Annotated in this window: 18 protein-coding genes; 8 read left to right on the top strand and 10 right to left on the bottom strand. The window is 64.0% G+C overall.

Going from position 1 to position 21,987, the window contains the following annotated elements; genetic code table 11:
- Positions 1-63: 63 nt before the first annotated feature.
- Together O4H53_RS16830 and O4H53_RS16825 are read left to right on the top strand one after the other, a co-directional pair.
- Complete coding sequence (locus tag O4H53_RS16830; RefSeq protein WP_269365621.1) at positions 64-1,149, top strand: NAD/NADP-dependent octopine/nopaline dehydrogenase family protein; 1,086 nt, start codon at positions 64-66, stop codon at positions 1,147-1,149.
- The gene (locus O4H53_RS16825) at positions 1,149-2,129 is read left to right on the top strand and encodes a 3-hydroxybutyryl-CoA dehydrogenase (RefSeq protein ID WP_269365620.1); all 981 of its coding nucleotides are present in this window, start codon (positions 1,149-1,151) and stop codon (positions 2,127-2,129) included. Before O4H53_RS16830 ends, O4H53_RS16825 begins: the two co-directional genes overlap by 1 nt.
- A 93-nt stretch (positions 2,130-2,222) precedes the next feature.
- On the opposite strand, the gene O4H53_RS16820 is transcribed toward O4H53_RS16825, so the two are convergent.
- Positions 2,223-3,332, bottom strand: a complete 1,110-nt coding sequence (locus O4H53_RS16820; RefSeq protein ID WP_269365618.1) for a pyridoxal phosphate-dependent aminotransferase — start codon at positions 3,330-3,332, stop codon at positions 2,223-2,225.
- A gap of 1 nt (position 3,333) precedes the next feature.
- A complete protein-coding gene (locus tag O4H53_RS16815; RefSeq protein ID WP_269365616.1) occupies positions 3,334-4,251 on the bottom strand; it encodes an aminotransferase class IV in 918 nt (305 codons plus the stop codon).
- Positions 4,252-4,390: 139 nt separating this feature from the next.
- Here O4H53_RS16815 and O4H53_RS16810 point away from each other — a divergent pair, with 139 nt between their 5' ends.
- Together O4H53_RS16810 and rpe are read left to right on the top strand one after the other, a co-directional pair.
- Positions 4,391-5,752, top strand: a complete 1,362-nt coding sequence (locus O4H53_RS16810; protein WP_269365614.1) for an MmgE/PrpD family protein — start codon at positions 4,391-4,393, stop codon at positions 5,750-5,752.
- A gap of 201 nt (positions 5,753-5,953) precedes the next feature.
- Positions 5,954-6,643, top strand: coding sequence for a ribulose-phosphate 3-epimerase (gene rpe, locus O4H53_RS16805; RefSeq protein ID WP_269365612.1), 690 nt, complete (start codon positions 5,954-5,956; stop codon positions 6,641-6,643).
- Positions 6,644-6,653: 10 nt separating this feature from the next.
- Here the strand turns inward: rpe and O4H53_RS16800 are convergent, their stop codons facing one another.
- The 8 genes from O4H53_RS16800 to O4H53_RS16765 all read right to left on the bottom strand — a co-directional run bounded on the left by O4H53_RS16800 (position 6,654) and on the right by O4H53_RS16765 (position 15,835).
- Positions 6,654-8,150 (bottom strand): class I adenylate-forming enzyme family protein, encoded by a 1,497-nt coding sequence (locus O4H53_RS16800; RefSeq protein ID WP_269365610.1) that lies wholly within the window; start codon positions 8,148-8,150, stop codon positions 6,654-6,656.
- 24 nt (positions 8,151-8,174) lie between these two features.
- A complete protein-coding gene (locus tag O4H53_RS16795) occupies positions 8,175-8,945 on the bottom strand; it encodes an oxepin-CoA hydrolase, alternative type (protein WP_269365608.1) in 771 nt (256 codons plus the stop codon).
- Positions 8,942-9,376 carry a PaaI family thioesterase gene (locus O4H53_RS16790; protein WP_269365606.1) on the bottom strand — a complete coding sequence of 145 codons (435 nt, stop codon included), beginning with the start codon at positions 9,374-9,376 and terminating at the stop codon, positions 8,942-8,944. The genes O4H53_RS16795 and O4H53_RS16790 overlap by 4 nt, the downstream gene beginning before the upstream one ends.
- Positions 9,357-10,490, bottom strand: a complete 1,134-nt coding sequence (locus tag O4H53_RS16785) for an acyl-CoA dehydrogenase family protein (RefSeq protein ID WP_269365604.1) — start codon at positions 10,488-10,490, stop codon at positions 9,357-9,359. Before O4H53_RS16785 ends, O4H53_RS16790 begins: the two co-directional genes overlap by 20 nt.
- 3 nt (positions 10,491-10,493) lie before the next feature.
- Entirely contained in the window at positions 10,494-11,687 is a 1,194-nt protein-coding gene (locus O4H53_RS16780) for an acyl-CoA dehydrogenase family protein (protein WP_269365602.1), read from the bottom strand.
- 39 nt (positions 11,688-11,726) lie between these two features.
- Positions 11,727-13,817, bottom strand: a complete 2,091-nt coding sequence (locus tag O4H53_RS16775) for a 3-hydroxyacyl-CoA dehydrogenase NAD-binding domain-containing protein (RefSeq protein ID WP_269365599.1) — start codon at positions 13,815-13,817, stop codon at positions 11,727-11,729.
- Positions 13,818-13,836: 19 nt separating this feature from the next.
- Positions 13,837-14,772, bottom strand: coding sequence for an IclR family transcriptional regulator (locus tag O4H53_RS16770; RefSeq protein ID WP_269365597.1), 936 nt, complete (start codon positions 14,770-14,772; stop codon positions 13,837-13,839).
- A gap of 580 nt (positions 14,773-15,352) precedes the next feature.
- Positions 15,353-15,835 (bottom strand): class I SAM-dependent methyltransferase, encoded by a 483-nt coding sequence (locus tag O4H53_RS16765; protein WP_269365596.1) that lies wholly within the window; start codon positions 15,833-15,835, stop codon positions 15,353-15,355.
- A gap of 147 nt (positions 15,836-15,982) precedes the next feature.
- Between O4H53_RS16765 and O4H53_RS16760 the strand changes: the two genes are divergently transcribed.
- Genes O4H53_RS16760 through O4H53_RS16745 form a run of 4 tightly spaced genes read left to right on the top strand, consistent with a single transcriptional unit; the run spans position 15,983 to position 21,840 of the window.
- Positions 15,983-17,752, top strand: coding sequence for a dipeptide ABC transporter ATP-binding protein (locus O4H53_RS16760; protein WP_269365594.1), 1,770 nt, complete (start codon positions 15,983-15,985; stop codon positions 17,750-17,752).
- A complete protein-coding gene (locus O4H53_RS16755; RefSeq protein ID WP_274574174.1) occupies positions 17,745-19,664 on the top strand; it encodes an ABC transporter substrate-binding protein in 1,920 nt (639 codons plus the stop codon). The genes O4H53_RS16760 and O4H53_RS16755 overlap by 8 nt, the downstream gene beginning before the upstream one ends.
- Complete coding sequence (locus O4H53_RS16750; RefSeq protein ID WP_269365591.1) at positions 19,661-20,689, top strand: ABC transporter permease; 1,029 nt, start codon at positions 19,661-19,663, stop codon at positions 20,687-20,689. The genes O4H53_RS16755 and O4H53_RS16750 overlap by 4 nt, the downstream gene beginning before the upstream one ends.
- On the top strand, positions 20,686-21,840 hold the full coding sequence (locus tag O4H53_RS16745) for an ABC transporter permease (protein ID WP_269365590.1): 1,155 nt from the start codon (positions 20,686-20,688) through the stop codon (positions 21,838-21,840). The genes O4H53_RS16750 and O4H53_RS16745 overlap by 4 nt, the downstream gene beginning before the upstream one ends.
- Positions 21,841-21,987: the final 147 nt, after the last annotated feature.

The raw sequence follows: 21,987 nt of genomic DNA, 5'->3' as shown, positions 1-21,987 counted from the left end.
AGCATGTGTTTGCACATAAATTGAAGCCTATCACAAACCATGTGAACAGGAAGGGAGCAAAATATGGAAATTGCAGTTCTTGGAGGCGGCAACGGGTCCGCAGCGGCAGCATTGGACTTTTCTGCCGAAGGACACCGGGTCCGGTACTGGCGGCGCAACGCCGAAGGTGTGGCCGACCTTAACAAGCGCAACAACACCCTGACGCTCAAGGATCACACCGGTGAGAAAGAGGTGCAGATCGCGGTCGTCACGGCCGATATCGAAGAGGCGGTCTCTGGCGCTGCGCTGATTGTCTGCCCCACACCGGCCACCGCGCAGCCCGATATTGCACGGGCGATGGCCCCGTTCCTGAAAGACGGGCAGGTCATCTATCTGCCGCCGGGCACATTCGGCAGCGTCCTGATGGCGCAGATCATCCGGGACGCGGGCAACAGGGCTGACATCACCCTGGCCGAGGCGGGCACCCTGCCCTACCTGACCCGCAAGCACGGGGCGGATACGGTCGCGGTGACCACCCGCGCGACACGCCTGCCATCGGGCATCTTCCCGCGCCGCAATGCGGAACATGCCCTCAAGGTCATCGCGCAGGCCTACCCCTCGGTCGAGGATTGCGGCGATGGCCTGTCGGGCGCGCTGATGAATGCAGGCCCGATCATCCACCCGCCGCTGATCCTGATGAACGCAGGCCCCATTGAACATTTCGACCATTGGGACATCCACAACGAAGGCACACAGCCCGCGATCCGGCGCGTCACGACACGGCTGGACGGCGAGCGGATGGCGCTGCGCGAGGCCCTGGGCTATGGCGCGCCGCATTTTCCGCTGGCGGACCACTATGACCCCGATGGCGAAGAATGGATGTATGGCAATGCCGCGCATGAAAAGCTGACGGATTCAGGGGACTGGCGCGAAAACCTGGTGCTGACCGAACACCGCTACATGCAGGAGGACGTGGCCTGCGGCCTCGCTTTCCTGGTCTCGGTGGGCGATTGGGCCGGTGTGCCGGTGCCGACTGCGCGGGGCCTGCTGGCCGTGGCCTCGGCCATCTGCGACACGGATTTCGAACAGACCGGGCGGACGCTGGGGTCCATGGGCCTTGCAGACCTGAGCCGCGAGCAGATGAAGGCGTTGTTGCAGGAGGGCCTGTGATGGCACAGCGCGAGGTGATCGCTGCTGTCGGCGCGGGGCGGATGGGCCGTGGCATGGCCATCGCCTTTGCCTATGCCGGGCATGAGGTTGTCCTGATCGACGCAAAGCACCGGGACAGCGCCGGATTCGACGCGCTCTGCGCGCAGGTCGACGCGGAATTGCGCGGCACGCTTGGCATGCTCTCGGGGTTCGGCATGTTGAGCGAGACGGAGATTGACAGCGTCCTCGCGCGCATCCGCACGGTTGCCCTGGGCGATTGCGCCTCGGCCCTGGCCGGGGCGGCGGTGATCTTTGAAGGGGTGCCCGAGGTCATGGAGGCAAAGCGCGATGCATTTGCGATGATCTCCGAACATGCCTCGGCGGAGGCGATTGTCGCCTCCACCACCTCCACCATCCTTTCCAATGACCTGCAGGGGTTCGTCACCCACCCGGAACGGTTTCTGAACGCGCATTGGCTGAACCCGGCCTTCCTTGTGCCGCTGGTCGAACTGTCGCCCGGCGAAAAGACCGATCCGGCGGTGACCGCGCGGCTGAAGGCGCTGCTGGAACGCATCGGCAAGGTGCCGGTGGTCTGTGCCGCCAGCCCCGGCTACATCGTGCCGCGCATCCAGGCGCTGGCGATGAACGAGGCCGCCCGGCTGGTGGAAGAAGGTGTCGCCTCGGCCGAGGATATCGACAAGGCGACGAAATACGGCTTCGGTTTCAGGTTTGCGATCCTGGGCCTGCTGGAATTCATCGACTGGGGCGGCGGGGATATCCTGTACCATGCCAGCAATTACATGGCCGGTGCCACGGGCGAAGACCGCTTTGCCGCCCCCCAGATCGTCAAGGACAACATGGCGCAGAACCGCCGCGGCCTGCGCGATGGGCAGGGGTTTCTGGATTACGAAGGGCTGGATCTGCCCGCCTATCAGAACGACAGGCTCAGCGCCTTTGTCGCGATGTTGCGGCATATGGACAAGATGCCGCCCAAGGGCTGAGGTGGACCGCCTGTGCCCGAAAGCTCGGCGGCGGCGCCCCTTGCGCGCGGCGCGCCGGGTATTTTGAGCATAAGGAAGCAGGGGCCCCCGGGGTCAGGCCGGGCCTTCCATGAAGTTCCGGGCGCTTTGCAGCAGAAGGTCGTTCTGATCGGGCGTGCCGAGCGAGAACCGAAGCCAGTCTTCCAGCCCCGCCTCGCGGGTACGGCTGACAATGATCCCGGCATCGTCAAAGAAATGCACGACCAGCGCCTCTGCTGCCTCGGCGCCTTTGCCGTCGACGCGGACCAGCAGGAAATTCGTTCCCGACGGCAGCGCCCTGATCCCCATATCGGCCAGCGCGGCGGCAACGCGGCGGCGTTCAGCCACGATTTCACCCACACGCGCCTTGACCACCGCCAGATCGGCCAAGGCGGCTGTCGCGGCGGCCTGGGCGAGGCGGTTGACGCTGCCCATGCCCCGCGCGGCGTAGAGGCTGGGCATCATCGCGGCAGGCGCATGGGCCCAGCCACAGCGCAGGCCCGCCAGACCATAGGCCTTGGAAAAGGTCCGGGTCACGATGACATTCTCGCGTCCCTCCGCCAGCGCATGCACCTCGGCGCAATGATCAAATCCGGTGAATTCGCCATAGGCAAGGTCCAGCACCACCACCACGTCGGACGGCAACCCCTCGACCAGACGTTTGAGTTCCGACACCGGCAGCACCGTGCCGGTGGGATTGTTCGGATTGGCAAGGAACACCAGCCTGGTGCGCGGTGTCACCGCCCCCAGCAGCGCATCCACGTCCGATGTGAAATCCGCCTCCGCTGCCTTGACCAGGGTCGCGCCCTGTCTGGCGGCAACCATTTCAAACTGGATATAGCCATAGGCCGAGATCAGCACCTCATCCCCGGGCCGCACGAAATTGCGCGCGATGACGTCGAGCAGTTCCTCTGACCCGTTGCCGCAGATGATCTGATCGACATCCAGCCCGTTGGCCTGCGCCAGCGCCGCGCGCAGCCCGTCGCAGAGCGGCGTGCCATAGGAGGCGACCTGCGCCGATGCTTCGGCCACGGCAGCCGCAACTTTCGGGCTGGGGCCATAGGGCAGTTCATTGAAGCCCAGGTTGACCAGCGGCAGCCCTTTTGGCTGAGGCTTTGAGATACGCCCACGCAGTTTGAGGGGCTCCAGGTAGGACCGTGGTCCCGATGTGATGCTGTCTGCCATGTCACGCCGCTCCGCTTACATGTTTCTTGATCAGGTCCCTGTACATGCCCTGTATCGTCCGGGTCACGGGCCGGTCCCCGTTGCCGATGGTCTTGCCGTCGATGGAGGCAACGGGAGTTTGCGCGCCGAAGGTGCCGGTCAGAAACGCCTCGTCCGCGCCATAGGCCTCGTAGAGGGAGAAGTTCTTCTGATGCACAGGGATGCCGTTTTCAAGGCAGAGGTCGATGACCTTGGCCCGGGTCACGCCGTTCATGCAATAGTCCCCGGTCGAGGTCCAGACCTCGCCCCGGCGCACGATGAAGAAGTTGCAGGCATTGGTCGTGTTCACGAATCCATGCGGGTCCAGCATCAGCGCCTCGTCGGCACCGGCGGCTTCGGCCTGCAGGCAGGCGATGATGCAGTTCAGCTTGGAATGGCTGTTCAGCTTTGGATCCTGCGCATGCGGCAACCCGCGCACCTGTGGCACCGATGCCAGCCGGATGCCCGCCGATTGCAGGCGGTTGACCGGTTTGGAATGTTCCATGATGATCACCAGCGTCGGGCCGGAGGTGCTGAGGCCGGGATGCTGGAACGGCTTGTCCTTGATCCCACGGGTCAGCATCAGCCGGCAATGCACGTCATCACTCATCCCGTTCGCCTCTGCCGTGCGGCGCAGCGCCTCGGCGATGCCTGCCTTGTCGGTCCCGACATCCAGGTCGATGGCCTTGCAGGAATTGAAGAAGCGGTCCATGTGTTCGTCAAAGAACGCCCAGGTCCCCTGATAGAGCCGCATCCCTTCCCAGATGCCATCGCCCAGCATGAAGCCCGCGTCATAGACCGATACCTTGGCCTCGTCCCGGTGAACGATATCGCCGTTCACATAAATGCGGATATCGCGGTTGCGGCTGTCTTCATCCGCCTCATGTGTGGTTTGGGCCATCGCCTGTTCCTTTGTTGTCCCGGCGTAGTGTTAACAGGTTTGCGGCCCTGCACCAGACACGCCGGATACATGTCGCAATTGGCGTATCATCCCCCCTGAGGCCCCCTATTCTGGATGCAGCAGCAACGCGGAGGCTCTCATGGCGCAAGGCTTGCCAGACCACATCGACCACTTCATCCGCAACCAGCGGACCGAAGAGATACCGCAGGCGGTTCTGGACCATGTGGCACTGTTATTGCTGGACACATTGGGCATCGCAATTGCCGCGGCCCCGATGCAGGCGGGGCAGATCGCCCGCGAAACCGCGCGGCGGCTTTACGGGGCGGGCAGCCGGGACGATACCGCCTGGATCATGTTCGACGGAGGTGAGGCCAGCCTGGCCGGGGCGGCCTTTGCAACGGCAAGTCAGATCGACAATCTGGACGGGCATGATGGATACAACCCGACCAAGGGGCATACCGGTGTGGCGGTGGTCCCGGCGCTGGTATCCCTTGCGCAGCACCTGCCGGATCTGTCGGGGCGTGACGCGCTGGCGGCACTGGTCACGGGATACGAAGTGGCAGGGCGGGCGGCCATCGCGCTGCATGCTTCGGTCAGCGATTACCATACATCGGGGGCCTGGAATGCCCTTGGCGTCACCGCACTGGGGGCGCGGTTGCGGGGCAGTTCGGCGGCACAATTGCGCGACGCGCTGGGTATTGCGGAATATCACGGGCCGCGCAGCCAGATGATGCGCGAAATTGCGACCCCCACGATGCTGCACGACGGGTCGGGGATGGGCGCGCTGGTGGGGGTCTCCGCCCTGATCATGGCCGAGATGGGTTTTACCGGTGCGCCCGCGATCACCGTCGAGGCGGCGGAGGCGCAGGAACATTGGGCGGACCTGGGCCGGTTCTGGCAGGTGCTGCACCAATATATCAAACCCTACCCGATCTGCCGCTGGGCGCATGCCAGCATAGATGCCGTGCGTGAAATCTGCCTTGCGCATGATGTCTCGGCAGAGCAGGTCGCCGCCATCGACATCCGCAGCTTTCACAACGCGGTACAGCTTTTTCCCGGCGTCCCTGAGACGACCTCTCAGGCGCAATATTCGCTGCCCTTTGCCGTGGCGGTCATGATCGCCCGGGGCGACATCCGGCTGGAGCATATCGCGGGCGCGGGGCTGCAGGACCCGGTGGCCGCGCAACTGGTAGCGATGACAACGATGCGCGTGGGGCCGGAGCATGAGGCACGTTATCCCGCCGGGCGATGGGCCGATGTCACCCTCACGCTGAAAGACGGGCGAATCCTGTCCTCGGGCGAGGTCCATGCGCGCGGCGGGCCGGAACGTCCTTTCGCCGCACAGGACATCACCGACAAGTTCATGCGCTTTGCCGCGCCCGTGATCGGGCGACACAGGGCAGAGGCCATCATGGCAGCCTGTCTGGCGCTGCCTCGGGCGGGCACGCCCTTTGCCAGCCTGCTTGATCTGCTGCAGGCGCCGCCCGAGCATCAGGCGTAATCCGTCCGGACCCGTGCTGCTGCCGAAAGCGCCCCGCCTTGAACTTGAATCGGCGATACCGGATATATCAGGTTAAAGGCGGGACGCTGTAAAGGCGGGGCCACCACCTGCACCTTTGGAAAAATACCTTGAAACGCCCTATCCTCCGGCGCGCCTGCAGGCTATGACGCGGACCATGTCTCAGCTGCCGGAAAGACTGCCATGACCTTTGACCGCTCCGTGAAAATCGCCCCCTCCATCCTCGCCGCCGATTTCGCCAACTTCGGGGCGGAATGCGCCGCGGTGGAAGCGCAGGGCGCGGATTGGATTCATGTTGACGTGATGGACGGGCATTTCGTGCCGAACATCAGCTTCGGCCCGACCACATGCGCCGCGATCCGGCCCCATATCAAGGGGGTGATGGACGTGCATCTGATGATCGCGCCGGTCGACCCCTATATTGACGCTTTTGCCGATGCCGGTGCCGACATCATCACCGCCCATGTGGAGGCGGGGCCGCACATCCACCGCACCCTGCAGGCGATCCGGGGGGCCGGGTGCAAGGCCGGTGTGGCGCTGAACCCGGGCACCCCGGCCAGCGCGGTGGAATACCTGCTGGATGATGCCGACCTGGTCTGCGTGATGACGGTGAACCCCGGCTTTGGCGGGCAGAAGTTCATCCCCCTTGCCCACAAGATCGCAACCCTGCGCAACATGATCGGCGACCGTCCCGTGCATATCGAGATTGACGGTGGCGTGACCGTCGATACCGCCCCCGAATGCGTGAAGGCGGGCGCGGATGTGCTGGTGGCGGGATCGGCGGTGTTCAAAGGCGGCTCGGCCGGTAACCCCGCGCCTTACGGCGAGAACATCCGCGCCATCCGGCAGGCGGCTGTCGGCACTTACGTCTGATTTCTGCTGATCAGTCCCTGATCTGATCGGCAAAGGCGTCGAGCAGCCGGTGCTTGAGAATCTTGCCCGTCGGCGCCGCAGGCAGGCTGGTGCCGACGATGATCTGGCTGGGCCGTTTGTAGCCCGCCAGCCGTTCCTTGACAAAGGCGCGCAGTTCTTCCGCATCGGGGATGTCGCCCTCGGCCACCTGCACGAAGGCCAGGACTTCCTCGTCGCCGTCCTTCATCCGGCCGATCACCGCAGACTGGATCACCTGCGGATGATCGTTCAGCGCCGCCTCCACCTCGGGCGGATAGACGTTGAACCCGCCATGGATGATCAGCTCTTTCGACCGTCCCAGGATGTGCAGACGCCCCTCGGCGTCGATCTTGCCCAGATCGCCGGTGTGCAGCCAGCCGTCCGCATCCACCGCCTTGGCGGTTTCTTCGGGGTTGCGGTAGTAGCCCTTCATCACATGGGGACCACGGATCAGCACCTCGCCCTGCCCTTCGCCGCCGCCGGGCACGGTTTCGTCGATCATCGCTTCAGTGCCGGGGGTAACGGGCCCCACCGAGGTATCGGGCGAGCCGATCGCATTCACCGTGGCCGAGGCGCCGGAGGTGGTCTCGGTCATGCCGAACCCGTTCTGCAGGGGCAGTTCGTAAAAGGCTTCTGCCTTGCGCTTCCAGGCCGGGTCCAGCGGCGCGCCGCCGGAAGAGACATAGCGCAGGCTGGGTGAGCCCAGCCGATCCAGCCCCTTTTCCTTGGTATATTGCATCACCAGCGCATGCATCTGCGGCACCGCCGGGATGATGGTGACCCCGTCATGCGCCGCCTCGAACAGCTTTTGCGCGGAAAACCGTGCCTCTAGCCGCACATGGGTGCCCGCAAAGCAGGCCGCCGTGATGACAGAGACAAGGCCGAAGACATGGCTCATCGGCAGCGCGCCATAGATCACATCGTCATGGGTCATGCTGCGCAGTGCGGCGGAGGCCTGACCGCCAAACCGCATCCCCGAATGGGTCAGCATCACACCCTTGGGATCGCCCGTGGTCCCGGTGGTATAAAGCAGCACCGCGACGTCGTGGAGGTCGTCATCAGGGTTGCTGGGTCCGGGCGTGGCGATGTGGACAGTACCGAACATCCCGGTAATCTCGCGTGCTTCCATCCGTTCGGCGTGTCTGGCGGCATCCCCGGAGACCGCGCTGGTCATCAGCACGGCAGCGGGGGTGGCGTGGTTGAGGATCTTCTGTACCTCGCCTTCGGTCTGGCGGGCGTTGAAGGGGATGATCACCGCGCCCAGCTTCCAGGCCGCATGCAGGGCGGCAACGGCGGCGGCACAATTTTCGGCCAGCAGCAGCACCCGGTCGTTGGCCTGCACGCCGGCGTCCTGAAGCTCTGCCGCCAGAACATCGCTGGCCGCGTCCAGATCGGCGAAGGTCCAGAGGACTCCCGTGCTGTCGCTGAGCGCCGTGGACAGGGGCGCGCGCGCCACCTGATCGGCGAGAAATTTCTCCACCCGTGCCATTGTCACTCCTCCCCCCGAAACCGCTCAGCGATAGACGGGTTTGCGTTTTTCCAAGAAGGCCGCAATCCCTTCGGCGGCCTCGTCCTTGCCGGACGCCGCTGCCATTGCGTTGCGTTCGGCATCCAGTTGCTCCGCCTCGGTCGTTTCATAGGCGTCGGCAACAAGACCCCGGATTGTGCTTTGCGCGTCGCGCGGGCCATCGGCCAGCCCGTCTGCCAGCATCATGGCCTCTTCCAGTGCCTTGTCGGGTTTGCTGATGCGGTTGACCGCGCCAAGTTCGGCAAAGCGAAGGGCATTCACCGGGCGGCCCATCAGGCACATCTCCATCGCCAGGGGGCGCGGCAGCATCCGTGCCATGGCAGAGGTCAGCCCGCCATCCGGCACCAGCCCCGCCTTGACATAGGCGGCGGTAAAACGCGCCTCCTCGGAGGCGACGATCAGGTCGCAGGCCAGCGCGAGGGACAGGCCGGCACCCGCCGCACCACCCTCCACCGCGGCGATGACCGGGACCGGGCAGGACCGTATCGCGCGGATCAGATCGTGCAGCCCGTCAATTTTCTCGCGGCGTTCCGCCTCGGGCAGGCCGCGCCGTTCGATCAGGACGTTCAGATCCCCTCCGGCGCAGAAAAACGGACCTTCGGAGGTGAGGATAACCGTGCGAATGCGCCGGTCATGCGCCTGTTTCACCGCCTCAAGGATGCAGTCGTAAAGCTCAGGGCTGAGCGCCCCGCGTTTGGCGGTGTTGCCATTCCAGACAATCAGGCGGTCGCCCTTGTCCTCCAGCCGTGCGCTCATTTCAGTTTCTCCTTGGGAACCCGTTTGAAGACCCCCGATGCGGTGGCGATCAGACGGTCGTTTTCATCCACCAGATCGGCGGCGATGAACAGCGTGCTGCGCCCGCCGCCCACGACACGGCCCGTGGCGGTGACACGGGTGCCTGCCCGCGCCGGTGCGACGAACTGCACATTCATGGAAATCGTCAGGAACGGCGCCTTGCCGGTGGCATCGACCGTCAGTGATCCGGTGGTCCCGCAGGCATTGTCCAGCACCGCCGTCGCGATGCCCCCGTGCAGCACATTGTGCCGGTTGGTGTGCTGCGGCCCGATGTCCAGCCAGACCCGCCCCCGACCGTCCGGGTCGCTGACATCGACGACATAGCCGATCAATGTCTGCGTCCCGGTCTCGTTCTCGATCAGATGTGCGGTCTCAGGCAGCGGAGAGGGCAATGAACCGCTCCAGATGGTGGTCGGTGTCGCCAAAGCGGTGGTCCGCCATGACGATCCGCTTGGCGATATGGGCCAGCTCATATTCCTGGGTCATGGCAATGCCGCCGTGCATCTGGATCGAATCCTCTGCCACCAGTCGGCCCGCCCGGCCCATCAGGTTCTTGGCCGCCGAGACATGGCTTTCGCGGACCGAACGGTCCGATTCCAGATGCCCCGCCGCGTTGATCACGGCAGAGCGCGCCTGCTCCATCTCGATCAGCAGGTCGGACATGCGGTGCGCCAGCGCCTGAAAGGTGCCAATGGGGCGGCCGAATTGCTTGCGCGTTCCCAGGTAATCCTTGGTCAGCCGGGTCGCGGTCTCCATCGCGCCCAGGGTTTCGGCGACCTGTGCCACGGATGCCGCTGCCACCCGGGCCTCGATGGCGTCAAAGGCCTTGCCGGCCGCGCCAAGACGGGCAGAGACAGGGATTTTCACATTGTCCAGCATCACCTCGGCGGCGCGGCCCCCGGCCAGCAGGGCATAGCCCTGAATGGTCACACCCTTGGTATCCGCAGGGATCAGTAACAACGAGATGCCGTCGTTGTCGCCCGGCTCCCCGCTTTCGCGGGCCGAAACGACCAGCATGTCGGCCGCTTCGGCATTCACCACCACGGCCTTGTGGCCGTTCAGCACGATGTCGTCGCCATCGGGTTTTGCCGTGGTTTGCACGCGGTTCAGGTCATAGCGGCTGGTCGGTTCGCCATGGGCGAAGGCCAGTTGCAGGCTGCCCGCGATGACCTCTTCCACATGGGCCTGCTGGTCGTCGTTGCCCAGATCGGCGATCAGGCCACCGGCCAGCACAGCGGTATCCAGAAAGGGTTCGACCACGCCCGCGCGGCCCAGTTCCTCGAACACCGTGGTGAGGTCGAAACCCTTGCCGCCGAAACCGCCCTGCTCTTCGGTGAAAAGCGCGCCGATCACGCCCAGTTCGGCCAGTTCCGCCCAGATCGCGGCACTGTAGCCCGTGTCACTTTCAATGATCTTGTTGCGCGTGGCAGTGTCGTATTTCTCGCGCAGGTAGCGGCGCAGGGTGTCCTGCAGCATCTGGCGTTCTTCAGTCAGCTCGAAATTCATCTGTTATCCTCCCATCGTGACCTTGGCGATGATGCCACGCTGGATTTCGTTGGAGCCGCCAAAGATCGACAGCTTGCGGTTGTTGAAATACTGCGCGGCCACAGGGCCAGCGGACAGCGGATCGGGCAGGCCCGCGTTGGAGCCTTCGATCGCTTCGGAGGCGAAGGGCATCGCATAGGCCCCGGCGGCGCGCCGCGCGAGGTCGTTGATCTCCTGCCGGATGATCGTGCCCTTGACCTTGAGCATGGAGGATTCCACCCCCGGCGCCGTGCCCGCCGCCGCCTTGGAGATGATGCGCAGGTTGGTGGTGGACATGGCCTGCAGGTCGATCTCCACCTGAGCCAGACGCGCCGCGAAATGCGGGTTCTGGATCAGGGGCTTGCCGCCTGCCATCTCGGCCCTGGCGAGGCGTTTGACCGCTGTGAGGCCGGCCTGCGAGAATCCGACGCCCGCGATATTCGTCCGCTCGTGGGTCAGCAGGTACTTGGCATAGGTCCAGCCCTTGTTCTCTTCTCCCACAAGGTTTTCGACAGGCACTTTCACATCCGTGAACCAGACCTCGTTCACCTCGGCCCCGCCGTCCAGCAGGACAATCGGGCGCACTTCGATACCCGGCGTGTCCATGTCGATCAGCAGGAATGAGATGCCTTCCTGCTGCTTGACCTCCTTGTCCGTGCGCACCAGGCAGAAGATCATGTTGGCGTGCTGGCCCAGCGTGGTCCAGGTTTTCTGGCCGTTGACGATGTAGTGGTCGCCGTCGCGGACCGCCGTTGTCTTGAGCGAGGCGAGGTCGGAGCCGGCGCCCGGCTCGGAATAGCCCTGACACCACCAGTCATCGCCATTCAGGATGCGCGGCAGCCAATAGTCGTTCTGTTCCTTCGAGCCGAACTTCTGCAGCACGGGCGCCAGCATCGACAGGCCAAAGGGCACGATACGCGGCGCGTGGTGGGCGGCGGCCTCTTCCTCGAAGATGTGGCGCTGCACGGCGTTCCATTCGGCCCCGCCGAACTTCTTGGGCCAGTTCGGTGCCAGCCAGCCCTGTTCGTTCAGGATGGCATGCCAGCGTTCGATGTCGGCCTTGCCCAGCTCACCGCCATAGCGCACCTTGTCGCTCAGCTCCTTGGGCAGTTTGTCTTTCAGAAACGTGCGGACTTCCTCGCGGAAGGCTTTCTCTTCTTCGGAATAGCTCAGATCCATGTCGGTGCTCCTATCGTGAATTCGCCTGGTGCATGGGGGTCAGTTGGCCTTGTTCAGGTCGTCGAATGTACGGCCCTCGGCCACAAGTTCCTGCAGCAGCGGTGCGGGTTGCCAGAACCAAGCATCCTCCTGCGCATAGCCTTCGATGTCGGCCAGCACCTTGTCCAGCCCCTGAATATCCGCCCATTTCATCGGTCCCCCCCAATAGCGTGGAAAGCCGTAGCCGAAGAGCAGAACCATATCGACGTCCAGAGGACGACGCGCGATGCCTTCGCCAACAACCTTGGCCGCTTCGTTCACCATGGCACACATGTAGCGCCGCACAATCTCTTCGTCGGTGAAGTCACGTGGCGTAATTCCGCGCTCTGCCTGTTCCTCGGCGACCAGTGCGGCGATCTTGGGGTTCGGCGTGCCGCCGCGCTTGCCCTTTTCGTAGATGTAATAGCCTTCGCCGGTCTTCTGGCCGAAATGACCCTCTTCGCAGAGCCGGTCGATATAGGTCGGCACACGTTCCGCCGGGTGGCGGTGCGGCGCCTTGCGCTTGCGCGTGGCCCAGCCGATGTCGAGCCCGGCAAGGTCGGCCACGGCAAAGGGGCCCATGGCAAAGCCGAAATCGGTCAGCGCCTTGTCGATCTGGTAGGGCGATGCGCCGTCCAGCACCATATGGTCCGCCGCGGTGCGGTAGACCGCCAGAATACGGTTGCCGATGAAACCGTCGCAGACGCCCGCGCGCACGCTGATCTTGCCCAGTGCCTTGCCCAGCGCAAAACCGGTGGCAACGACATCCGGCGCGGTCTTTTCCGCCACCACGACCTCAAGCAGTTTCATCACATGTGCGGGCGAGAAGAAATGCAGGCCGATCACGTCTTCGGGCCGCGAGGTGGCGGCGGCGATTTCGTCCACATCCAGATAGGAGGTGTTGGAGGCCAGCACGCAGCCCGGCTTGCACACGGCGTCGAGCTTGCCGAAAACCTCGCGTTTCACGCCCATGTCCTCGAACACCGCCTCGACCACCAGATCGACGTCGCGCAGGCTGTCGTAGTTGATCGACACCTCCAGCCCGGTGGTCATCATCGCGTCGAATTTGTACTGGGAAATCTTGCCGCGTTTCAGCGCGCCCTGAAGATTGCCGCCAATGCGGTCCCGCGCGGCATCCGCTGCCTCCTGCTTCATCTCGATCAGGATGACATTGAGGCCGGCCAACAGGGCAGCAGTGGCAATGCCCGCCCCCATCGTCCCGCCGCCGATGACACCAATGGATTGCAGGGCGCGCGGCTCCACGCCCTTGAGTTCCGGCAGGTTGCCCACGGCGCGTTCGTTGAAAAAGGCATGGATCATGCCCTTGCGCTGGTCGGTTTGCATCAGGTCCATGAAATGCGCCCGCTCGCGTTTCATTCCTTCGGCAAAGGGTTGCTCGGCGCTGTCCTGCACCGCGCGCACGGCGGTGGCAGGGCTGATCTGGCCCCGGCCCTTTTTCAGCACCGCGTCATAGGTGGCATCCCAGTCGATGGGGTCCGGGCCGGGCAGTTCGCTGACCGGGCGGCGCGGTGCATTGGCACCGAGAAGCTCTTGCACATAGGCAAGCCCCATCGCTTCGGGATCACCTTCGGCCACGCGGTCGATCAGGCCCATTTCCTGCGCCTCTGCCGCCTTGATCTGACGACCGGAGGTGATCATCTCGATCGCCTTTTCCGCCCCTGTCAGACGTGGCACGCGCTGGGTCCCGCCCGCGCCGGGGATCAGGCCCAGATGCACCTCGGGCAGGCCCACCCGCGCGTCGGGCTGGGCGATGCGGTAATGCGCGCCCAGCGCCACCTCAAGCCCGCCGCCCAGCGACACCCCGTGCATGGAGGCCACCACCAGCAGCGGCGATCCTTCGATCCTTGTGCAGAGGTCCGGCAGGAAGGGTTCCTGCGGGGGTTTGCCGAATTCGGTGATGTCGGCACCCGCGATGAAGGCGCGCCCTTCACCCACGATCAGGACCGCCCTGACACCTTCCTCGGCCTCGGCCCGGTCCATGGCGTCGGACAGCCCCTGGCGCACGGCCTGTGACAGCGCGTTGACAGGGGGATTCCGGATGCGCAGGACGGCGATGTCGTCGTGGCGGGAATAGTCGATCTTGTCGGTCATTTCAGGTCTCCTTGAAGTCTCAACCGCGCCGTATCAGCGCAGCAGCATGTCCGGTGTTCTGCTCAAGCGCGCGCACGGTATCGCGCAGGGCGGGGCCGACCTCTGCCAGCATGCGGTGCGTCGGCAGGTCAGCAGGTGATGCGCCACAGGTAAAGGCAACGGATTCACCAAATTCATTCGCAAAATAGGGTACGCTCACCGCGTTGACAGTACCTGTGTAGCGCAGGTCGCGGGGGGTGATGACAAATCCCTGCCCCAGCAGCTGGTCGTAGCCCTGCCTGCGAAAGGACACCAGGGTGTCGGCGTTTTCAAGTCCCGCGAACCTGTCGTCATCCATCGAGGCCAGCACTGCCATGCCGGAGGAAGAACCGTACATCGGAATGCGGTAGCCCGGATCCAGCCAGATGGTCGATTTCCCTTCGGGCCGCCAGGTTTTTGCCAGCAGCATCCGCGCACCGTCGCGCACGGCTATCAGCGCCAGCGTGCCGGTCCGGTCCGCGAGCGCCTGCATCTGTTCCGAGGCATGATCGACAAAGCCGACGGAAAGCCCCGCAACAGACCCAAGGGCCACGGCGGCCGGGCCCAGGCGGAACCGGTCGTTGCGCCCGCCATGGACGAGATAGCCCAGTTCGCACAGCGTATAGGTCAGCCGCGAGATCGTCGGCTTGGGCAAACCGGTACGTTTGGCGATTTCTGCATGGGTCAGCCCGTTGTCGCTGGCACGAAAGGCCCGCAACACGCCAAGGCCCCGGGCAAGCGTGTTGGCAAACTTGCGGTCGGTGGTCCCGGATTCTGTCTGACCGGATGTCATTTGCACGGACATGCCCCCGCGCTGATGCGAGATGGCCGCAGGCAGGCAACGGCAAGGGCGACCAAGCGGGTCACCCCCGGCCTGCGCGGTCTCAGCGGTGCGGGCAATTCCGGCAAAGCAATCCTCCCCATTGCTGTTTCGCATTGCAAAACACTGTTTCGCAAAATTCATCGGAACATAGGTTCACGGTTTCAAAGGCACAAGACCAAAAACAAAGGGATGGGCAAGGACGGGGCGTCATCCTGGGTCTGCCCATGCCGGGACCCTGGGGCCCTGCCTCTGAGCGGGTCAGATTGTGGCCCACCCTTTCAGATGCCGGGCAAGCCGGTTTGTGTCAGAGTGCTGTCGCCGGGCGGGGATGTTTTGGGGCATTGGCATCGCCAAACGGAACGGCGGGAAAGCTCCGGTTCAGGTCTGAAACACCTGGCAGTTGATGTCGCTTCGCCTCTCCGCATCACAGAGAAGATACAGAAACCCGTCGCATCGAATGAAACATGCGTGGCTTTCGACCCTCCTGTGATGACATGTCATTTTTGACATGTCATCACAGGAGGGTCTTCTGGATGCACTGTCCCGTTGGCCCCATCGGCCGCATTGGCGACACTGGCAACATCGGCGACATGTATACGACTGGCAGGATCATCCTTACCGCAAGTAAATCGACACCGGAACAGAACCTGTTTCGGATCAACAACCATGCGCCGGACCGGGGAGCAGCCAGCCCCTAGCCGTAGATGAAACACCGCCCCGGCACCGCCTCTGGCGGCAATTCCTGCTCCTGCAAACGCTCGAAATACATCCGGTCCGATGACACCATCAGGCCTCCCGGCGCCAGAAGCGGCTCGATCAGGGGCGAGACAAGCCGCGCGAAAGCATCGTTCTTGGACAGGTTGTGACCGCCCAGATCGGCATGAATCAGCGCCACCGTCGGCCCGAACCGCGCAAGCGCCTCAACCAGCGTTTCGCGCACATCGCCCAGAATCAGCATCTCGTCGGCCGGTGTGCTGTCAGGATGGGCGGCAACGGCCCGCTCAAACACAAAGATGTCGCGGCCCGGCATCGTCTCGCGCATGTGGTGATAGGTGCGGCCATTGCCCAGCCCCAGTTCGAACACCGGTCCGGGGAAGTCGGCAGTCCGCGCGGCGGCGTGATCCAGACAGGCGCGCTGCGACACCATCCGGTTGATAAAGACATCTAGGCGGCTCATGCGGTACTCCTGTAACATTTCCGGCCCTACATGGCGCAGGTGCAGCACAAAGTGAAGCATTGACGCCTGACGCCGCGCGCCTCTGGACCTGTGGCGCGGAATAGGCTTCACTTCAAGTTCTGTACTCTTGGCCCCGACAGGAACCCGATGACCTCACTGCTCGATGTTGACGCACTTACGATCGGCTTTGGCATGGCCCCGCCGGTGGTCAGCAACGTGAGCTTTTCGGTACACGCGGGCGAGACCCTTGCGCTGGTCGGCGAAAGCGGATCGGGCAAGACGCTTTCCTGCCGCGCGATCCTGCGCATCCTGCCGGAGACGGCGCAGGTCCGGGGCGGCGGGATCACCTTCAACCAGCCTGACGGGGCGACCGACCTGCTGACCTGTTCCAGCAGGCAAATGCGGCGCATCCGGGGCAACCGGATCGCGATGATCTTTCAGGAGCCGATGCGCTCGCTGTCACCGCTGCACCGGCTGGGCAATCAGGTCGGCGAGGTGCTGCGGATTCACCGCAATCTCGGCGGCGCCGAGACAAAGCGCCGGGTCCTGGCCCAATTCGAGAAAGTCGGCTTTGCAGATCCTGAACGGGCATGGCGGAGCTATCCCTTCGAAATGTCGGGCGGGATGCGTCAGCGCGCCATGATCGCCATGGCCATGGTTGCCGAACCGGAGTTGTTGATCGCGGATGAGCCCACCACCGCCCTGGACGTCACGACGCAGGCGCAGGTTCTGGGGCTGATCCGCAGCTTGCAGAAGGATACCGGCATGGCCGTCATCCTGGTGACCCATGATCTGGGCGTTGTGGCCAATATGGCGCAACAGGTCGTGGTCATGAACAAGGGCCGTGTCATGGAAAGCGGCGGCGCCAGCGGCATTCTGGGGGCGCCTGCACATGGCTACACGAAAAAGCTCTTTGCCGCCGCGCCGATGATCCCGGAGGTCGCGCAACCCGCGCGGGCACTGGATCGCAAGGACATCATTCTCGACCTCAGGAACGTGTCCAAGACCTATACCATGCGGGCCGGGGGCTGGCGCAAACCGGTACAGATCGCGGCCTGCCGGGACGTGAACCTGCAGGTGGTGCGCGGCAAAACACTGGCCGTGGTGGGCGAAAGCGGCTCGGGCAAGACGACCTGCGCGCGCATCGCCCTTGGCGCGGAACGCCCCGATCCCGGCGGAGAGGTGCTGTTTGCCCCGGACCGGGACGATGCGCCGCTGCCCGTGCACGACATGACGCGCGCCCAGCGCACCGCCTTTCAGCGTCAGGCGCAGATGGTGTTCCAGGACCCCTATTCCTCCCTTTCCCCCCGGATGCGGGTGCAAAGCGCGATGATCGAGCCGATGCAGATTCACAACATCGGCAGCCGCGCGGAGCAGCTTGAAAAAGCGGCGGAAATGCTGCGCTGGGTCGGGCTGGACCCGGACATGCTGCGCCGCTATCCGCATGCGTTTTCCGGTGGTCAGCGACAGCGCCTGTCAATCGCCCGGGCGCTGACCCTCGATCCCAGGCTGCTGATCTGTGACGAGCCGACCTCGGCGCTGGATGTTTCGGTGCAGGATCAGATCCTGACCCTGCTCGAAGACATCCGCGACCGTGCCGCGCTGAGCTATCTGTTCATCAGCCACGATCTGGCCGTGGTCGCGCGGATCGCCGATGAAGTCGCGGTGATGCGTGCCGGGGTGATCGTGGAACAGGCGCCGCCCGAAACGCTGTTCTACAACCCCTGCCACCCCTACACCCGGGCCCTGATCGCCGCACAGCCGGAACCGGACCTTTCGCGCCCCATCGACCTTGCCCTGGTCGCAAAAGGCGCCGGATCACCGGCAAGCTGGCCGGACCGGTTCCGCTTTGAAGGCGCTGACGCACCCATCCTGCGCGAGCTGGATCCCGGACATCTGGTGAGGTGCCATGTTTAGGTGCATCGCCCTCTGTCTCGCCCTGATCACGGGCCTCTCCGCCTCTGCCCAAGAGATGCCGGCGCCTCAGGAAAGCTCCTTCTGGCAGATGGAGATCAACCAGGGCCACCTGCCCCCGATCGCAGAGCGTTTGCCGGAAACGCCGCTGATCGTCGATCTGCCCGCCAAGGGGCGCAGCTTTGGCAGGCAGGGTGGCACCCTGCGCACCATGGTCTCGCGTGCCAAGGACGTGCGCCAGATGGTGGTGTATGGCTATGCCCGCCTGGTCGGCTATGACACCAACTACGAACTTTACCCCGACATCCTGCGCGACATCGAGATCGAGGAAGACCGCAGGTTCACCATGCATCTGCGCCCCGGCCACCGCTGGTCCGACGGCGCGCCCTTCACGTCGGAAGATTTCCGCTATTGGTGGGAATATGTCGTGAACAATGAAAAGATCACGCCAACCGGGCCGCCGGAGTTCATGTATGTCGACGGCGTCCTGGGCAGCGTGACCTTTCCCGATGCCTATACGGTGGTATTCGAATGGCCCACCGCCAATGCAAACTTCCTGCCGTTGCTGGCACAGGCGGCCCCGCCGTTCATCTATCGGCCCGCACATTACCTCAGACAGTTTCACGGCGACCTCGCGGATCCCGCCGCGCTGAAACTGGAAACCCGCAAGGCGCGGGTCAAGAGCTGGGCCGCGCTGCACAACCGTCGTGACAGCATGTACAAGTTCGACAACCCGCAGCAGCCGACCCTGCAGCCCTGGATCAACGCCAGCGGCACCACCTCGCGGCAGGTTTTCGTGCGCAACCCCTATTATCACAGGATCGACGCCCGGGGTGTCCAGTTGCCCTATATCGACATTGTCGAGATGAGCATCGTGGGCGGCGGGCTGGTTGCGGCCAAGGCCAATGCGGGCGAGGCGGACCTTCAGGCACGCGGCCTCGATTTCCCGGACATTTCGATCCTCAAGAAGGGCGAATCCGACGGCGGCAACTACCGCACGCTGCTCTGGGGCAACGGGGCTGCCAGCCAGATCGCGATCTACCCCAACCTCAACTTCAACGATCCCGTCTGGCGCGAGGTGATGCGCGATGTGCGGTTCCGCCGGGCGCTCAGCATGGGCATCGACCGGCATATGATCAACCGCGCCCTCTATTTCGGCCTGGCGCTGGAGGGGGGCATGACCGCCCTGTCATCCAGCCCCCTGTTCAACCGCGCCGATCTGTCGATGTGGGCCACCATGGACATCGACGCGGCCAATGCCCTGCTGGACGAGATGGGCCTGACCGACCGCACTCCGGACGGGTTGCGCAGGCTGCCGGACGGGCGTCCAATGGAGTTTATCGTGGAAACGGCAGGCGAACGGCAAGAGGTCGAGAATGCCCTGGCCATCGTCACGGACACCTGGCGCGACCTCGGGATCAAACTGGTGATGCGCCCGCTTGACCGCGACATCCTGCGCAACCGTGTTTATGCCGGTGTGTCGATGTCGGCGGTCTGGTTCGGCTGGGACAACGGGCTGCCCTCCGCCTCGACCTCGCCGATGTATCTTGCCCCCACCAACCAGGAATTCTTTGCCTGGCCGAAGTGGGGCCAGTACTTCCAGTCGGGTGGCGAGGTCGGCGAAGCCCCGGATCTGCCGGAGGCGAAACGCCTGCTGGCGCTGTCGGACCAATGGAACCATACCTTCGACCGGGATGAACGCCGCGCCATCTGGGCTGAGATGCTGGACATCCACGCAGAGCAGCAATTCGCGATTGGCATCCTGTCCGAAGCCCCGCAGCCCGTGGTGGTCAACAAGCGGCTGCGCAACGTGCCCGAGACGGCGATCTGGGCGTTTGAACCCGGCGCGCATTTCGGCGTCCACCGCATCGACGAATTCTACTTTGAAGATGCCTTGCAACAGGTGACGCAATGACCTTTCTCAAATACGCGGTCTATCGCTTTTTCACCATGCTGCTGACGCTCTGGATCGTGTCGATCCTTGTCTTCACCATCATCAACCTGCCGCCCGGCGATTATCTGTCCAACCAGATTGCCGAGCTGCGTGCCACCGGTCAGGCCGAAGGTGTGGCCAAGGCCGAATTCCTGCGCACCGAATATGCGCTGGACCGGCCGATCTGGGAGCAATACCTGATCTGGGTCGGCTTTGCCCCCGGCCCCAACGGGTTTTCCGGGCTGATACAGGGTGATTTCGGCTGGTCCTTCGAATTCGACCGGCCGGTCGGGGAAATCGTGGGCGATGCGCTCTGGCTGACCGTGCTGGTCAACCTCGCTGCCGTGCTCTTTGTCTATGTGGTCGCCCTGCCGCTGGGCGTGCTGGCCGCTGCGAAGGCAGAGACCTGGGCAGACTACACCGCCGGTTTCGCGGGGTATCTTGGCCTTGCCACACCCAACTTCCTGTTGGCGTTGATCCTGTTCTACTATGGGCACAAGTATTTCGACATCCCCATCGGCGGCCTGATGGACGCCAGTTTCGAGGGCGAACCGCTGAGCTGGGCCAAGGTCAAATCCATTGCCGTCCACCTGATCGTGCCCACCTTCGTCATCGGCACCTCGGGGGCGGCGGCGATGATGCAGCGCCTGCGCGCAAACATGCTGGACGAGCTTAGCAAACCCTATGTGGAGACCGCCCGCGCCAAGGGGCTGGCACCGGCGCGCCTGTTGGCCAAATATCCCCTGCGGATGGCCTTCAACCCCTTTGTCGCGGACATCGGCAACCTGCTGCCGGCCATGGTCTCCGGCTCGGTGCTGGTGTCGGTCGTCCTGGCCCTGCCGACCATCGGCCCTGCCCTGCTGGCCGCGCTGAAAAGCCAGGATCAGTTCCTTGCCGCCTTCGTGCTGATGTTCGTGGCCCTGCTGACACTGGTCGGCACGATGATCTCGGACTTGATGCTGGTGCTGCTCGATCCGCGCATCCGCTACGGGAGCCGTGACACATGAGCATTCAGCCGGACAACCGTTATGTCGATGCAGAAGCCTGGTCCGATGACACCGACATCAGCGCGCCCGAACGCGCGGACATGGATGCGCCGGCCTGGCTGCTGACCTGGCGCAAGTTCAAACGCCACCGGATCGGACTGATATCGGGCATTTTCCTGCTGTTGTGCTATCTGATGCTGCCCATTGCCGGTTTCATCTCCCCCTATACCCCCAATCAGCGCAGCGCCGACTATCTCTATGCGCCGCCGCAAAGCGTCAACCTGTGGCACGAGGGGTCGTTTGTGGGGCCTTACGTCTATCCGATCACGGCAGAGGCCGATCTGGTCAATTTCCGCTGGACCTATACCACCGACACATCCACCCCGATGCCGCTGGAATTTTTCTGCGAAGGGGCGGATTACAACCTCTTCGGCCTGATCCCCTCCGACACCCATCTGTTCTGTGCGCCGCCGGGGGCCACGATCTTTCTCTGGGGGTCAGACAGGCTGGGCCGGGACGTGTTCAGCCGTATCCTCTATGGCGCGCAACTGTCGCTGACGGTCGGGCTGATCGGCATCACCGTCTCCTTCCTGCTTGGCATCACCTTCGGGGCGCTTGCGGGTTACTTTGGCGGGCGCACCGACTGGATCATCAACCGGGCCATCGAAATCCTGCGCTCCCTGCCGGAACTGCCGCTCTGGCTCGCCCTCTCGGCGGCGGTGCCTTCCAACTGGAGCCCGGTCGCGGTGTTCTTTATCATCTCGATCATTCTCGGCATCCTGGACTGGCCCGGCCTCGCCCGGGCGGTGCGGTCGAAATTCCTGTCGCTGCGCGAGGAGGAATTCGTGAAAGCGGCGGAAATGATGGGGGCCAGACCGGCGCGGATCATCAGCAGGCATCTGCTCCCGAACTTCATGTCGCATCTGATCGCCAGCGCAACCCTGTCGATCCCGGCAATGATCCTGGGTGAAACGGCGCTGAGCTTCCTCGGCCTCGGCCTGCGCGCCCCGGCCGTCAGCTGGGGTGTCATGCTGAACGACGCCCAGAACCTGGCCAGCATCGAAATCTACTGGTGGACGGCCATCCCCATGCTGCCCATCATCATCGTTGTCCTGGCATTCAACTTCCTGGGCGACGGCCTGCGGGCATCGCTCGACCCCTACAAGGGGTGAAAGCCAACGTTTTTATCCTCAAAATACCTCCGGGGAGCGGGGGGGGGGGGGCCCCCCCCCCCCCCCCCCGCGCCGGGGGGGCGACCCGAGCCAAGCGCAAACAACGCAAAAACAGGAGCAGCGCAGTAGATCAAAACAGGACCGCCC

Source organism: Sulfitobacter sp. G21635-S1, from assembly GCF_027213915.1.
Classification (GTDB): domain Bacteria; phylum Pseudomonadota; class Alphaproteobacteria; order Rhodobacterales; family Rhodobacteraceae; genus Sulfitobacter.
This window is presented reverse-complemented; position numbering and strand designations above follow the sequence as displayed.